We start from the raw sequence: 14,061 nt of genomic DNA on the forward strand, positions 1-14,061 counted from the left end.
TGTTTTTAATTTATCGCTTTTACAACTGCTTTAGGTGCTTCTTTACGGGTTCCGTCAAATCCGTCAACTCCAGATACCGTAGTATATTTCAATACATAACGTTTTCCAGGGTTGATGATTTGGTAAGCTGCCTGACACATTAAAGTTGCTTCGTGGAAACCACAAAGGATTAACTTTAATTTTCCAGGATAGGTATTGATATCTCCGATAGCAAAAATACCAGGAATGTTAGTTTGGTAATCCAAAGCATTGTTTACTTTGATAGCGTTTTTCTCGATTTCTAATCCCCAGTTTCCGATAGGTCCTAATTTAGGAGTCAATCCGAAAAGTGGAATGAAATAATCACAAGGAATGTTACGGTGTGCACCGTTTTCCTCTAAATCTACTGATTCAACATGCTCTGCACCGTTGATTCCAACAACCTCTGCAGGAGTAATCAAATGAATTTTACCTTTATCTTTCAATTCCTGTACTTTTTCTACTGAATCCAAAGCACCACGGAATTCATTACGACGGTGAACTAAAGTCACTTCTGAAGCTACATCAGCTAAGAAGATACTCCAGTCTAAAGCTGAATCTCCACCACCCGCAATAACTACACGTTTGTTTCTAAATTCTTCAGGATTTTTAATAAAATATTTTACTCCTTTATTTTCGTAAAACTCAATATCCTCGATTAAAGGTTTTCTAGGTTCGAAACTTCCTAATCCACCAGCAATAGCAATAACTTTAGCATGGAATTCAGTTCCTTCATTAGAAGTTACAATAAAACTTCCGTCCTCTTGTTTTACAATAGTTTCAGCACGCTCTCCAAGTGTAAAACCTGGTTCGAATTGCTTAATTTGCTCCATTAAGTTATCTACTAAATCTCCTGCTAATACTTCCGGGAAACCTGGAATATCATAGATTGGTTTCTTTGGATACAATTCGGCTAATTGTCCACCCGGCTGTGGTAAAGCATCCAGGATGTGACATTTTAATTTCAATAAACCTGCTTCAAAAACGGCAAATAAACCAGTTGGACCGGCTCCTATTATAAGGATATCTGTTTCTATCATTTTTTATTTATTTATAATCATTCTTAATAATTGCAAAGAAACGAAAAAAATCAAATCTATCACCTGATTTATATCATTCGTTTGTTTACGAATTACATTTTTTATTTATTTTTTAATGATTGAGTAATCTCATTCATCTTTTGAACTTTGTCTTCAAAATCTCCTTTCAGAGTATTTCTATAATCATTAAGATTTTGTACCATTTGATTAATATCTTCCGGTATTACTTCCTCAAAAAACTCTCTCAAGCGCTTAGCCGTTGTAGGTGATTTTCCATTAGTTGAAATAGCAATCTTTACATTTCCTTTGGTCACGATTCCTCCCAAATAATAATCGCATAAATCAGGTGTGTCAGCAATATTGCATATCAAATATCTTTTTCGGGACAATTCGTATACGCGTTTATTTACCTTTAAATCATCTGTACAAGCGATTACCATGTTGCGCTTTTTCAGCATTTTTTTCTTGAACTTTTTATTAGTTAATTTCACAGCAGGATGTTTTTCTGCCAGAGTAACTAATTCATCAATAAAACGCGGCGCAACCACCTCAACCTTAGCATTAGGGCTTGATTTAAGCAAAAAAGATAGCTTTTCTAAACCTACATTTCCTCCGCCTACAATAAGCACGCTAAGGTTATGCAGTTTTAAAAATATTGGATACAATTCATTGCGCTCCTGACTATTTGAATCGTTACCAGCGGTATCTTTAATTTCACTCATCTTTTTTAATTTATGCTTTAGCTAAATCCTGTTCTCTGTAAGCTTCTAATTTTCCGAAAAATTCAACAGCTTCCTGAATGTATTGTTTAGCGAAGGCTTCTGTTGGCTCGTTTTTATTGATTTGGTAAACCAATTCTCTGAAAGAAGTAGCCAATTCAATTTTATTCCCTGCAACAAAAACAGTATCGAATGAATCAATAATTCCTGCGTGTGTATTTGTTTTTTCTTTTTCAGCAAGCAATAATGCTTTGGCACCATTTACAAAACCTGCATAAGCAAGGTAAATAGCATCTGACCATTTTTGCTCTTCTAATAATTCCTGAGCTACAGTAATTTTATCTTTAGCTTCGAATAATAAAGTAGCAACCAAGTCAATTACCACACCGGCACATTCTCCAACACCTACAGCTTTTACATAGTTATCGGCATTACCCCAATCCACGAAATCTTCTTCAGTAAGATTAGTAACATCAGCCAATGGTTTCAAGAATTCGTAGAAATATTTCTCTCCGTTAGCATCGTAATAATCTAAGAATTTAGCTCCATTAGCATTTGCTTCAAAATCATTTAAGATTAAACGCAAAGCTTCAGGACCACGACGGCTAGGGATTTTGATTACTTTATCAGCAAAACGACCGTTTCCGTTTCCTAAAATTCCACCACCTAACAATACCTGTAAAGCAGGAGCTACTAATTTACCAGCGTTGATTGACATTCCCTGGAAACCAATTTCAGCCATATTGTGCTGTCCACAAGCATTCATACAACCACTGATTTTTATTGCAATATCCTGGTTATTTGCAAATTGTGGGTATTCAGCTTTTAACACTCTTTCTAATTCATCAGCAATACCTGTACTACTTGCAATACCTAAGTTACAAGTATCTGTACCCGGACAAGCCGTAATATCACCAATAGTGTTGTAACCTAAATTAACCATGTCTAATTTGGCTAATTCCTGATAGAAGAATGGTAAATTTTCTTCTTTAATGTTACGGATTACAATGTTTTGACGCAATGAAAAACGCAATTCATTGGCTCCGTAGTTTTTGATCAAATCAGCTAACAATCTCGCTTTGTCAATGTAAAAATCTCCTAAAAGTACTTTTACACCAATAGCTACATAACCAGCTTGTTTTTGAGCAATAACATTTGATTTTTTCCAAGCTTCATAAGCTGCTACATCTTCGATAGTTACTGTTGGTACTTCTAATAAAGGCTCAGTAATTGGACCTTCGAAAGCAGTAGTATCAATTTCGTAAGAATGGAAAGGCAATGCTTTTTTCTCTTCTTCAACCAAACGTAAAAATTCGTCACGACCTAAATCTTTGATTAAGAATTTCAAACGTGCTTTCAGACGTTTTGCTCTTTCACCATAACGGTCAAAAATACGGATTACACCTTCGGCAGTTGGGATAATTTGGTTTACCGGAATAAACTCAGAAAGTAATTCGGCGTGAGAAGGCTGAGAACCTAATCCACCACCTAACATTACTTTGAAACCTTTTTGTCCGTCTACAATTTTAGGAATAAAACCTAAATCGTGTAAATAACTCAAAGCAGAATCTTTCTCAGAAGAAGAGAACGAAATTTTAAATTTACGTCCCATTTCCTGACAGATTGGGTTACGTAAAAGGTATTGAAACAAACCGTGTGCATAAGGAGTCACATCAAATGGCTCATCAACATCCACACCTGCTAATTCACTTCCTGTAATATTACGTACTGTGTTTCCACAAGCTTCTCTTAAAGTAATATCATCTTTAGCCAAATCTGCCCAAAGTTCAGGAGTTCTGTCTAAACTCACGTAGTGAATTTGGATATCCTGACGTGTAGTAATGTGTAAACGACCTGTAGAATATTTTTCTGAAACATCAGTAATTCTTCTTAATTGCTCACTCGTTACTTTTCCGTAAGGCAATTTGATACGAATCATCTGAACGCCTTCCTGACGCTGACCATAAATACCACGTGCTAAACGAAGACTACGAAAACGCTCGTCATCAATTTTCCCACCACGGAATAAATGTATCTTTTTTTCTAAATCGATAATCTCTTTTTGGACAATCGGATCCTCTATTTCTGTTCTAAAACTTTGCATCTTTCTTTTTTCTTTTTGCTATTAGTCATTAACTAATGCGTGTAATGGTTATTCTCATTTATTTGTATGAGGCTAAAAAGCCAAAGACTATCTAATAAACCCTACTCCTGCAGTTGTATTAGTATTAGGATCAATTAAGATGAATGCTCCATTTGACTTATTCTCTTCGTAAGTATCAAAATATAAAGCTTTGCTCAATTTAATAGTTACTTCACCAATTTCGTTAATAGCTAACTGAGAAGCCGGTGTAGTTCCTGAATAATCCGTAGCAATTACATTATTAATGCTATCCACCTTAGCTAAAACTCTGTTAGTATTATGTTGAACCAAATATTTAGTTCCGGCAACTAATTTTTTGCTATCCATCCAACAAACTGTTGTTGTGATTTCTTTTTCAATTTTTGGCAACTCGTTAGATTTCACAATCATATCTCCTCTGGTCACATTGATATCATTTTCTAATTCAATTGTGATTGAAGAACCGGCAACTGCTTCATCATATTGTTTATCAAAGAAGTGAATTTTAGTCACCACAGATTCTGTTAAAGAAGGTAAAACCGTAACAGCATCTCCAACTTTAATATTATTTCCGTTCAATTTTCCGGCGTATCCTCTAAAATCATGGTATTCTTCGGTTTTAGGACGAATTACAGTTTGAACCGGGAAACGGGTTTTTCCATTATCATAAATATCTTTTGACTCTAAAGCTTCTAAATGCTGTAAGATTGTTTGTCCTGTGTACCAAGGCATTTTCCCTAATGATTCCACAACATTATCTCCAGTTAAAGCACTTAAAGGAATATAGCTTACGTTTTGTTCTTTGTATGAACTCTTAGCATTCAATGCCTGGAAATCAGCTTTGATTTTATTGAAAACTTCTTCTGAATAATCCACTAAGTCCATTTTGTTGATTGCAACAATCACATCTTTAACTCTCAATAAGTTATTGATGAAAAAGTGACGATACGTTTGCTCAATTACTCCTTTACGAGCGTCAATCAAAATGATAGACACCTGAGAAGTTGAAGCACCTGTAACCATGTTACGTGTATATTCCACGTGTCCCGGAGTATCAGCAATGATATAACTTTTCTTAGCTGTAGAAAAATAAATATGCGCCACGTCAATTGTAATTCCTTGTTCTCTCTCTGCAACTAATCCGTCAGTAGCCAAAGAAAAATCTAAATAATCATATCCTTTTTGCTTACTGCTTCTTTCAATTGCTTCTAATTTATCTGTAGTCAATGATTGTGTATCATACAACAATCTTCCGATTAATGTACTCTTTCCGTCATCTACACTTCCTGCTGTTGCTATTTTTAAAACTTCCATTCTAATATTTTGTTTCAGGTTTCAGGTTCTTTCGAAACTTAAATCTGTATGTTTTTTTGATTCTTCTAACTTCTAACTCTTAACTTCTAACTTATTAAAAGTATCCTTGTTGTTTTCTTTTCTCCATCGCTGCTTCCGAACGTTTATCGTCAATACGTGCTCCACGCTCAGAAATAGTAGATTGTCTGATTTCACCAACAACTTCAGCAATAGTACCTGCATAAGATTCAACAGCAGCTGTACAACTCATATCTCCTACAGTTCTAAAACGAACTACTCTTTCTTCGATTTCCTCATCTTCATCCTGATAAACAAATGGAGAATGTGACCAAATCATTCCGTCTCTTACAAACACTTTACGTTTGTGTGAGAAATAAATAGATGGAATTTCAATTTGTTCCTGCTCGATATAACTCCAAACATCTAATTCTGTCCAGTTTGAAATTGGGAACACACGAACATTTTGTCCTAATTCAATTTTTCCGTTCAATAAATCAAACAACTCAGGACGTTGATTTTTCTCATCCCATTGACCAAAATCGTCACGAACAGAGAAAATACGTTCTTTAGCTCTTGCTTTTTCTTCGTCACGACGCGCTCCACCAATACAAGCATCAAATTTAAATTCGTCGATAGCATCTAAAAGAGTGGTTGTTTGCAAACTGTTTCTACTTGCATAACGACCTGTTTCTTCAACTACTTTTCCCTGATCGATAGCATCCTGTACATTACGAACGATTAACTCTAATCCTAATTCAGCAACTAATTTATCTCTGAATTCGATAGTCTCAGGAAAGTTGTGACCTGTATCTACATGCAACAATGGGAAAGGAATTTTAGCAGGAAAGAACGCTTTTTGCGCTAATCTCACTAAAGTAATAGAATCTTTTCCTCCTGAAAAAAGCAACACAGGTTTCTCAAATTGAGAAACAACTTCTCTGAATATGTAAATCGCTTCGCTTTCTAAAGCATTTGTTTTTAAAACTGAACTCATTTTTTTTATTTGATAATTTGTTTATTTGTTTATTCGATTAAACGATTTAAACCTAAACGATTAAACTTTTATTTTCCATGTAATCCACATTCTTTATGGCTTTGTTCCCAATACCATCTTCCTGCTCTGATATCTTCTCCTTCAACAATTGCTCGGGTACAAGGCGCACAACCAATACTTACGAATCCTTTTTTGTGCAAACTATTTTGTGGCACATTATGATCGTCAATATATTTTTGTACTTCTTCCAAAGTCCATTTTAATAACGGATTGAATTTTACGATGTCAAAATTAGCATCATATTCGAACAAATGCAAATCGCTTCTGTTTTCTGATTGCTCCGCTCTTAAACCTGTTATCCACATTTTGTTCCCGGCCAATGCTTTTTTCAAAGGTACTACCTTACGAATAAAACAACATTCTTTTCTGTTTTCAACTGATTCAAAGAAACTATTAGGTCCTTTTTTCTCTAACAATTCCTCTACCGCTTTAGCTTCAGGAAAATACACTTTAATCGGTGTTTTGTATTTTTTTTGTGTTCTGTGAAAAACATCATAAGTTTCCTGAAACAAACGTCCTGTATCTAAAGTGAAAATTTTTATCGCAGCACCGCTTTTTTCAATTAAATCAGTTATTATCTGATCCTCCTGACCAAAAGAAGTCGAAAAAACAACTTCACCTTTATATTCCTCAGCCAAAAAAGCAAAAGTTTCCTCAATCGAGAAACCCTTTGTTTTTTCTAATAATATTTGAACAACCGCTTCGCTCATTTCTTTTACTTTTTCATTTAAAAACTATTACCCTATCGGTTTAGTAGATTACTATGCAAAAGTAATACTTATTTTCAAATTACAAAAGGTTTTTTATTTTTTTTCAAAATCAAAACACACACAAAACCAAACTAAACATCTAAATATCAACTCATACCATAAATACAACAACCCCAAACTCTAGTCTACCTAATAACAGCACCCATAAAAAACCCATTTTAAACAAGAATACTTCTAACTATAAAATTATGCAAAAAAGATAAATTCTATAATTTTTAAATAAATTCTACTAAACCTATAGGATTATTGTAAAATAATTGTAATTTTGCACAAAAATTATTTTATCATGGATATTGAAATAGGATTTGTAGTTGCCGGATTAGTAGTTGGTTTTATAGTAGGAATGACAGGAGTAGGTGGCGGTTCATTAATGACCCCTATTTTATTATGGTTTGGCATCTCTCCAACAACAGCTGTTGGAACCGACTTATTATATGCTGCATTTACTAAAATAGGTGGTGTTTTTGTACACCATAAAAAAAACAATATTAACTGGACAATTACCGGATGGCTGGCTTTAGGCAGTGTACCTGCTGCTCTAATAACTTTATGGATTCTGGAAAGTATAAAAACAGACATTACACACATCAACACAATTATAAAATACAGTTTAGGCTGGGCTTTATTATTCACTTCGGTAGCTGTATTATTTAAAAAGAAATTATTAGATTTTTCTCAAAAACATGCTGGTGATAAATTCCACAGCGAAAGTAAAACACAAAACCTTTTAACTGTAGCTATCGGAGTTTTATTAGGAGCTACTGTAACGCTTACTTCTATTGGAGCCGGAGCTTTAGGTACAGTAACATTATTTTTTCTATACCCACTTTTACCAACTCCAAGATTAGTTGGAACTGAAATCGCACACGCCGTTCCTCTTACATTAGTAGCAGGACTAGGTCACGCTTCGATGGGTAATTTAGATTTGACTTTGTTAAGTCAACTACTAATGGGATCACTTCCTGGAATTTTTATAGGAAGTTTATTAAGCGGAAAAGTACCTGATTTATTACTTAGAAACGCTATAGCAATTATGTTATTTTTCGTAGGATACAAATTGGTATTCTAATTAAATACCATCATTAAATAAAAGAGCGGATTTCTTTATCTTAAGAAATCCGCTCTTTTTTTATAGCAATTAACTCTTTTAAAAAGCAATATCAGCTAAGCTGTTATTTTCCAAAACCTTCAGGGTATTATCCCGAACTTCAGTCATTAAACGGCGTGCTGCACAAGTTGTTTCATCTTCACAATCATCACATTTTTCATAAAAATTATGACTGGCACATGGTAACAAAGCAATAGGACCTTCCAATATACGGTACACTTTTGCCATGCTAATATCTTTAGGTTCCTTGATTAAATAATAACCGCCTCCTTTTCCTTTTTTAGCCCCTAAAAAACCTGAATTACGAAGCAACAATAAAATACTCTCCAGAAACTTAATAGAAATATTTTCACTTTTAGCAATATCAGCAATAGCCACCGGAATCTGATCTTCCTGGCGCGCCAAATAAGTCAATGCTTTTATTCCGTATTTTGTCTTTTTAGAAATCATTTAAGATGTTTATTGTGAAACAGTTTTTGATTTAATATTTCAGGTTCAAAAAACAAATCTACAATCAAAAATTGTCATTCAAAAATATTCTCGAACAATATCAACATCTTAAATCAGAAATATTACCAACGAATTAAATAATCAATCCAAAACAGTTTTAAAGTAAGACACTAACTTAACAATGAAATGTAAAATTTCAAAGATTTTTATTAAAACCAAAAATAATCTTACATATATTTATTGCGAATTTTAATCAAACCAAAATGAAAAAACTATTTTTATCAGCATCTCTTGCCTTTTTTGGCGTAATCTCGGCACAAACAGAAAAAGGGGCATTTATTATCAGCGGAAAAACAGGTCTAAATTTTACATCAAACAATGTAAAATACAAATTAGGCGGAGAAACTGATGAATCCAAAACAAATTCATTCAATATCTCACCTGCTATAGGTTATTTCGTTGCCAATAATTTTGCACTAGGATTAGCATTCGATTATAAATCGACAACAACCAAACAACAAGTAAAAACAATCATTCCCATCGCAACAGAAAACACCAAAGAAACACAAAACATACTTTCTATAGTTCCAAATGTAACTTATTTCTTTTTTAAAGGAAAAACGAAACCTTATTTTGGCACAGGGTTAGGCTTAGCAAATTCAAAATATAAAAGCAATTACACAAAAAATTCATCTTCTGAATATCAATTTTCATACACTACTAAAAACAACATCGGATTAGTTTTAACAGCAAATGGGGGAATACTCTTTATAATCACCCCAAGCATAAGTGCAGATCTAGGAATAGGTTATGCTAATTACTCACCTAAAAACAACGGAATTAAAACAAGTTCCAGTGCTTTTGGTGCAAATGCTGGTATCAGCGTATTTTTAAAGTAAAAATGAACCAAACAAAAAAGGGTTAGCAAAACAAGCTAACCCTTTTATATTTATAAAGCAATCTTACTATGAAAGCGCCTGCTCTAAATCGGCAATTACATCTTTTACAGTTTCTAAACCTACAGAAACACGTACTAAGCCTTCGGTAATACCAACCGCTAACTTTTCTTCAGTAGACAACTTACTATGAGTAGTAGAAGCAGGATGCGTTACAATTGTTTTCGCATCTCCAATATTAGCCGAAAGTGAACACAATTTTATTTTATCTAAGAAAGCCCTACCTGCTTCAAGCCCACCTTTGATTTCAAACGCAATAATATTCCCACCCAAAAGCATTTGCTTTTTAGCCACTTCATATTTTGGATGTGACTTTAAGAAAGGATACTTCACACTGTTTACGCTAGGATGATTCTCTAAAAACTCAGCTACTTTGATGGCATTTTCACAATGTCTTTCCACACGAAGCGCTAAAGTTTCCATACTTTTAGACAATACCCAGGCATTAAATGGTGACATTGCCGGACCTGTATTTCTTGAGAAAAGATAAATTTGACGAATTAAATCGGCATCACCTACTGCAACTCCGCCTAAAACTCTTCCCTGACCATCCATCAACTTCGTTGCCGAATGTACCACAATATGAGCACCATATTTAATAGGCTGTTGGATATAAGGCGTTGCAAAACAGTTATCCACAATTAAAATCAAATTGTGTTTTTTAGCAATTTCTCCCAATAATTCCAAATCAATTACATCAACACCCGGATTGGTAGGCGTTTCAACATATAAAATTTTAGAATTAGGTTGAATAAAACTTTCAATTGTTTCTGGCTTATTGATATCAAAATACGAAGTCGTAATATTCCATTTTGGAAAATAAGTCATGAACAATGCATGCGTAGAACCAAAAACACTTCCGGCAGACACGATATGATCGCCTGAACTTAATAAAGCCGCGAAAGTCGAATAAATAGCAGCCATTCCTGTTGCAAAAGCATAACCAGCCTCAGCTCCTTCCATAGCACAAACCTTGTCTACAAACTCAGTTGTGTTTGGATTAGAAAAACGACTGTAGATATTACGAACCTTTTCTTCCGTAAAAGAAGCTCTCATATCCTCAGCATCCTCAAATACAAAACTTGAAGATAAGTACAAAGGTGTTGAATGTTCCTGATATTGCGTTCTATCTAAATGTGTACGTATGGCTTGAGTTTCAAAACCAAATTCTTGTTCGTCCATTTTTTTTTATTTTTTAACACAAGTTGCACAAATTAGCACAAATTCATATTGTTTTAAATTTTACCAATTAAACTTAATAAAACTGTTTAATTTTTATTTTCTATATTAATTATTTCGCTAATTCGATTCCGTTCAAAATTACTTTGTAATGAATCGTAGCTGTAGGTTGTACCGTTTTAGAAACTGAGCAATATTTTTCAAAAGATAATTGTGCTGCTTTTGCTGCTTTATCTTCTTTGATATCTCCTTCTAAAGAAAATACTACATAAATATTTTTAAAAGGTTTAGCATCTCCTACCTGAACCCTTTCACCTTCCACCTCAGCTTTGAAAGAAGTGATTTCCTGACGTTGTTTTTTCAAGATCGAAATCATATCAATTCCACTACATCCTGCAACTCCCATCAATACTAATTCCATTGGACTTGGCCCCATGTCATTACCTCCAAAATCAGGACGGGCATCTACATTAACTATATGTCCTCTTTCATTTTTCAATTGAAAATGAAAGTTTTCGTTTACTCTGTCTAATGTTATTTTCATAATACAATTTATTTTATAGAACACGGGTGAAACTAGTTTCAACCGATGATTTAACTATTTTTTTTATTTATCTTCAGTTTCTAAATTATTAATTCCGTTTAAATAATCCTCAATAATTTCTTTTGAAACCTCTAAATCGGACTCATCAACTTGAAGCTTAACAGGATTTAAACCTCCAGAAGCAACAACCCAAGGTTCAATATTTGACATATATTCATTTTGACTAAAAACTGAAATTTCTCTTCCTTCCAATAAATTTTTAACATTCATTGCTTCAAAATAAGATCCACTAAAAACTACTACCATAATTTTAAATTTTTATTTCTGAACACTAAAAAAAACACTGAATACTAAAAAACTATCCTTTATCCGATAATCTTAAAATATCTCCAAAAACCCCTCTTGCGGTTACTGCCGAACCAGCTCCGGCTCCCTGAATTACAATTGGTCGGTCGCCGTAAGATTCTGTATAAATTTCAAAGAAAGAATCCGAACCTTTCAAACCTCCTAAAGCAGTATCTGATGGAACCGAAACTAATTTCACTTCTAATATTCCTTTGTCATTCTGTAAATCACCTGACAATTCACCTATATAACGTAACACGTGATTTGGTTTTTGCTCTTCTTTAATCTTGGTATAAATTGGATCAAACTCTTTTAATTTAGTCAGGAAATCAGCGGCGCTTCCTTCACGCAAATGCTCCGGAATTAAATTTTGAATTGCAATTTCTTCAAATTCATTTTGCAAATCCAATTCTCTGGCCAAAATCAATAATTTTCTACCTACATCATTTCCACATAAATCCTCACGTGGATCTGGTTCAGTATAGCCATTATCAATCGCTTCTTTCAATATATCACTGAACGGAGCATCTTTTGCAGAGAAATTATTGAATAAATAACTCAATGTTCCTGAGAAAACGCCTTTGATTTTCGTGATATTTTCACCCGAAAGATGCAATAATTTTATCGTATCAATCAACGGCAATCCCGCACCTACATTGGTTTCGTACAAATAATTCTTTTGATTTTCAGCCAATACTTTTCTCAGCTCTTTATAGAAACCATAACTCAACGTATTAGCTACTTTATTGGACGAAATTAAATCAAATCCATTTTCAACTAATGGAATGTAATTTTCTACAAATGCAGCACTGGCAGTATTATCAACAGCAATTAAGTTTTCCAGATGATTCTCATTTGCGTAAGCGATAACATCTTTGATCGTATATGCAAAGCCGTTAGTTTGAATTTCATTTACCCAGTTAGGCGAAACACCGTCTTTGTTTAGCAACACATTTTTAGAATTAGCAATCGCAAAAATATTCAGTTTAATATCTTTTCTTTTCTCGATAGCTTTTGCCGATTCTAAAATTTGATTAATCAATGTTCCTCCTACTAATCCGTGACCAAAAACTGCAATATTGATTTTTTTAGACACTCCAAAAATCTCACCGTGAATTACATTTAGCGCTTTGTTCAGTTCGGATTTTTTAACCACTAAACTCACATTTTTTCCGGTAACTGTATTATTGAAAAGAATAGGAATGATTTTATTTTTAATCAAAGCCGTATAAGGACGATAAAAAGTACTTAAATCCTGCCCGATAATTGAAATTACCGAAACATCATCAGTCACCGAAATTTTATTTACATCCTTAGAATAAAAGTCATTCTCAAATTCTTTTTCCAACTCTATCATTGCTTTAGTAGCCTGAGATTCTGCAACCACTAAACCAATTCCTCTTTCAGAAGACCCCTGAGAAATAATACTTACACTGATATTATTATCTCCCATCACTTTAAAAATACGGGCATCTACTCCTGTCTTACCCAGCAAACCTCTACCTTCCAAATTCACTAAAGCCAAATCTTCTAAAACCGAAAGCGTTTTAATTCCTCCTGATTTTGAAGTAGCCGTAATTAATGTTCCTTCGTTTTCATGATTAAAAGTATTCAATATTCGAAGTGGAATATTTTTTTCCAACAAAGGAATAATGGTTTTAGCATGTAAAATTGTAGCTCCAAAATTAGCCAACTCATTCGCTTCATTAAAAGTCAAATGGTCAATTTTTTTTGCATCGGCTACTAAATCTGGATTAGCGGTATAAATCCCATCGACATGGGTGTAATTTTGTAATTCCTTTGCATCTAAATAATTAGCCAGCAACGAAGCCGTATAATTACTTCCGTTGCGACCTAAAGTAGTCGTAACATTGTTAATATTAGAGCCAATGAAACCGGTCACAACATTAACCGCATCATCGTTGTCTTTGAAATATTTAATTACATTTTTCTTAGATACCTGCTCCAAAGGTTGAGCATCCCCAAATTTTGAATCGGTTTTCAGAAAAGTTCTCGAATCGGCAAAACGAGCATTTACGCCTTTTTCAACTAAAATTGCCGTTAATAATTTTGCCGAAAGCAATTCGCCAATTGAAAGAATCTGATCTTTAATCTTCGAACTGTAATCACCAATTAAGCTAACTCCTTCAAACAATTTATCCAAAACTGCAAATTCTTCAGATAAGTCTACATTTGCATAAACATCTTGTTGGTATTTTTTAAATTGCTCCAACAAACTTTTATAATCGGCATTTTTTGAAGCTACCGCTAATATCTCTTCTAATTCATCGGTTGCATTTCCACGTGCAGAAACTACAATGGCTATTTTTTCACCTTGATTTACTTTATCAGTAATAATAGAAACAACTTTATTGATTCCTTCACCATTCGATAAAGATTTACCTCCAAATTTTAATATTTTCATCTAATTATATTTTGTGT

The 14,061-nt window shown here is 33.7% G+C and carries 13 protein-coding genes; 2 read left to right on the forward strand and 11 right to left on the reverse strand.

The features are described 5' to 3' along the window. Nucleotides 1-5: 5 nt before the first annotated feature. From BLR17_RS00195 to BLR17_RS00220, 6 genes are all read right to left on the reverse strand, one after another. Nucleotides 6-1,058, reverse strand: coding sequence for an NAD(P)/FAD-dependent oxidoreductase (locus BLR17_RS00195; protein WP_066328690.1), 1,053 nt, complete (start codon nucleotides 1,056-1,058; stop codon nucleotides 6-8). Between the two features lie 101 nt (nucleotides 1,059-1,159). Next, the gene (locus BLR17_RS00200) at nucleotides 1,160-1,780 is read right to left on the reverse strand and encodes a precorrin-2 dehydrogenase/sirohydrochlorin ferrochelatase family protein (RefSeq protein ID WP_066328689.1); all 621 of its coding nucleotides are present in this window, start codon (nucleotides 1,778-1,780) and stop codon (nucleotides 1,160-1,162) included. Nucleotides 1,781-1,790: 10 nt separating this feature from the next. After that, nucleotides 1,791-3,881 (reverse strand): HEPN domain-containing protein, encoded by a 2,091-nt coding sequence (locus tag BLR17_RS00205; RefSeq protein WP_066328688.1) that lies wholly within the window; start codon nucleotides 3,879-3,881, stop codon nucleotides 1,791-1,793. 87 nt (nucleotides 3,882-3,968) lie between these two features. Beyond that, nucleotides 3,969-5,213 (reverse strand): sulfate adenylyltransferase subunit 1, encoded by a 1,245-nt coding sequence (locus BLR17_RS00210; RefSeq protein WP_066328687.1) that lies wholly within the window; start codon nucleotides 5,211-5,213, stop codon nucleotides 3,969-3,971. A gap of 94 nt (nucleotides 5,214-5,307) precedes the next feature. Next, complete coding sequence (gene cysD / locus BLR17_RS00215) at nucleotides 5,308-6,207, reverse strand: sulfate adenylyltransferase subunit CysD (RefSeq protein WP_066328686.1); 900 nt, start codon at nucleotides 6,205-6,207, stop codon at nucleotides 5,308-5,310. Between the two features lie 68 nt (nucleotides 6,208-6,275). Next, the gene (locus tag BLR17_RS00220; protein WP_066328685.1) at nucleotides 6,276-6,977 is read right to left on the reverse strand and encodes a phosphoadenylyl-sulfate reductase; all 702 of its coding nucleotides are present in this window, start codon (nucleotides 6,975-6,977) and stop codon (nucleotides 6,276-6,278) included. A gap of 346 nt (nucleotides 6,978-7,323) precedes the next feature. Between BLR17_RS00220 and BLR17_RS00225 the strand changes: the two genes are divergently transcribed. Continuing rightward, a complete protein-coding gene (locus BLR17_RS00225; RefSeq protein WP_066328684.1) occupies nucleotides 7,324-8,106 on the forward strand; it encodes a sulfite exporter TauE/SafE family protein in 783 nt (260 codons plus the stop codon). A gap of 78 nt (nucleotides 8,107-8,184) precedes the next feature. On the opposite strand, the gene BLR17_RS00230 is transcribed toward BLR17_RS00225, so the two are convergent. Further along, complete coding sequence (locus tag BLR17_RS00230; RefSeq protein WP_066328683.1) at nucleotides 8,185-8,595, reverse strand: RrF2 family transcriptional regulator; 411 nt, start codon at nucleotides 8,593-8,595, stop codon at nucleotides 8,185-8,187. Between the two features lie 263 nt (nucleotides 8,596-8,858). Between BLR17_RS00230 and BLR17_RS00235 the strand changes: the two genes are divergently transcribed. Further along, nucleotides 8,859-9,494 carry an outer membrane beta-barrel protein gene (locus BLR17_RS00235; protein WP_066328682.1) on the forward strand — a complete coding sequence of 212 codons (636 nt, stop codon included), beginning with the start codon at nucleotides 8,859-8,861 and terminating at the stop codon, nucleotides 9,492-9,494. Between the two features lie 66 nt (nucleotides 9,495-9,560). On the opposite strand, the gene BLR17_RS00240 is transcribed toward BLR17_RS00235, so the two are convergent. The 4 genes from BLR17_RS00240 to thrA form a co-directional block, all read right to left on the reverse strand. Next, the gene (locus tag BLR17_RS00240) at nucleotides 9,561-10,733 is read right to left on the reverse strand and encodes a trans-sulfuration enzyme family protein (protein WP_066328680.1); all 1,173 of its coding nucleotides are present in this window, start codon (nucleotides 10,731-10,733) and stop codon (nucleotides 9,561-9,563) included. Nucleotides 10,734-10,842: 109 nt separating this feature from the next. After that, nucleotides 10,843-11,274, reverse strand: a complete 432-nt coding sequence (locus tag BLR17_RS00245) for an OsmC family protein (protein ID WP_066328678.1) — start codon at nucleotides 11,272-11,274, stop codon at nucleotides 10,843-10,845. 63 nt (nucleotides 11,275-11,337) lie between these two features. After that, nucleotides 11,338-11,580, reverse strand: coding sequence for a putative signal transducing protein (locus BLR17_RS00250; protein WP_066328677.1), 243 nt, complete (start codon nucleotides 11,578-11,580; stop codon nucleotides 11,338-11,340). 52 nt (nucleotides 11,581-11,632) lie between these two features. After that, nucleotides 11,633-14,044, reverse strand: a complete 2,412-nt coding sequence (gene thrA, locus BLR17_RS00255) for a bifunctional aspartate kinase/homoserine dehydrogenase I (RefSeq protein ID WP_066328676.1) — start codon at nucleotides 14,042-14,044, stop codon at nucleotides 11,633-11,635. Between the last annotated feature and the right edge of the window lie 17 nt (nucleotides 14,045-14,061).

Source organism: Flavobacterium glycines (assembly GCF_900100165.1).
Classification (GTDB): Bacteria; Bacteroidota; Bacteroidia; order Flavobacteriales; family Flavobacteriaceae; genus Flavobacterium; species Flavobacterium glycines.

Bases quoted from the DNA above. Each gene is read 5' to 3' on its own strand.
- BLR17_RS00195 (WP_066328690.1), bottom strand. From the start codon at position 1,058: ATGATAGAAACAGATATCCTTATAATAGGAGCCGGTCCAACTGGTTTA.
- BLR17_RS00200 (WP_066328689.1), bottom strand. From the start codon at position 1,780: ATGAGTGAAATTAAAGATACCGCTGGTAACGATTCAAATAGTCAGGAG.
- BLR17_RS00205 (WP_066328688.1), bottom strand. From the start codon at position 3,881: ATGCAAAGTTTTAGAACAGAAATAGAGGATCCGATTGTCCAAAAAGAG.
- BLR17_RS00210 (WP_066328687.1), bottom strand. From the start codon at position 5,213: ATGGAAGTTTTAAAAATAGCAACAGCAGGAAGTGTAGATGACGGAAAG.
- cysD (WP_066328686.1), bottom strand. From the start codon at position 6,207: ATGAGTTCAGTTTTAAAAACAAATGCTTTAGAAAGCGAAGCGATTTAC.
- BLR17_RS00220 (WP_066328685.1), bottom strand. From the start codon at position 6,977: ATGAGCGAAGCGGTTGTTCAAATATTATTAGAAAAAACAAAGGGTTTC.
- BLR17_RS00225 (WP_066328684.1), top strand. From the start codon at position 7,324: ATGGATATTGAAATAGGATTTGTAGTTGCCGGATTAGTAGTTGGTTTT.
- BLR17_RS00230 (WP_066328683.1), bottom strand. From the start codon at position 8,595: ATGATTTCTAAAAAGACAAAATACGGAATAAAAGCATTGACTTATTTG.
- BLR17_RS00235 (WP_066328682.1), top strand. From the start codon at position 8,859: ATGAAAAAACTATTTTTATCAGCATCTCTTGCCTTTTTTGGCGTAATC.
- BLR17_RS00240 (WP_066328680.1), bottom strand. From the start codon at position 10,733: ATGGACGAACAAGAATTTGGTTTTGAAACTCAAGCCATACGTACACAT.
- BLR17_RS00245 (WP_066328678.1), bottom strand. From the start codon at position 11,274: ATGAAAATAACATTAGACAGAGTAAACGAAAACTTTCATTTTCAATTG.
- BLR17_RS00250 (WP_066328677.1), bottom strand. From the start codon at position 11,580: ATGGTAGTAGTTTTTAGTGGATCTTATTTTGAAGCAATGAATGTTAAA.
- thrA (WP_066328676.1), bottom strand. From the start codon at position 14,044: ATGAAAATATTAAAATTTGGAGGTAAATCTTTATCGAATGGTGAAGGA.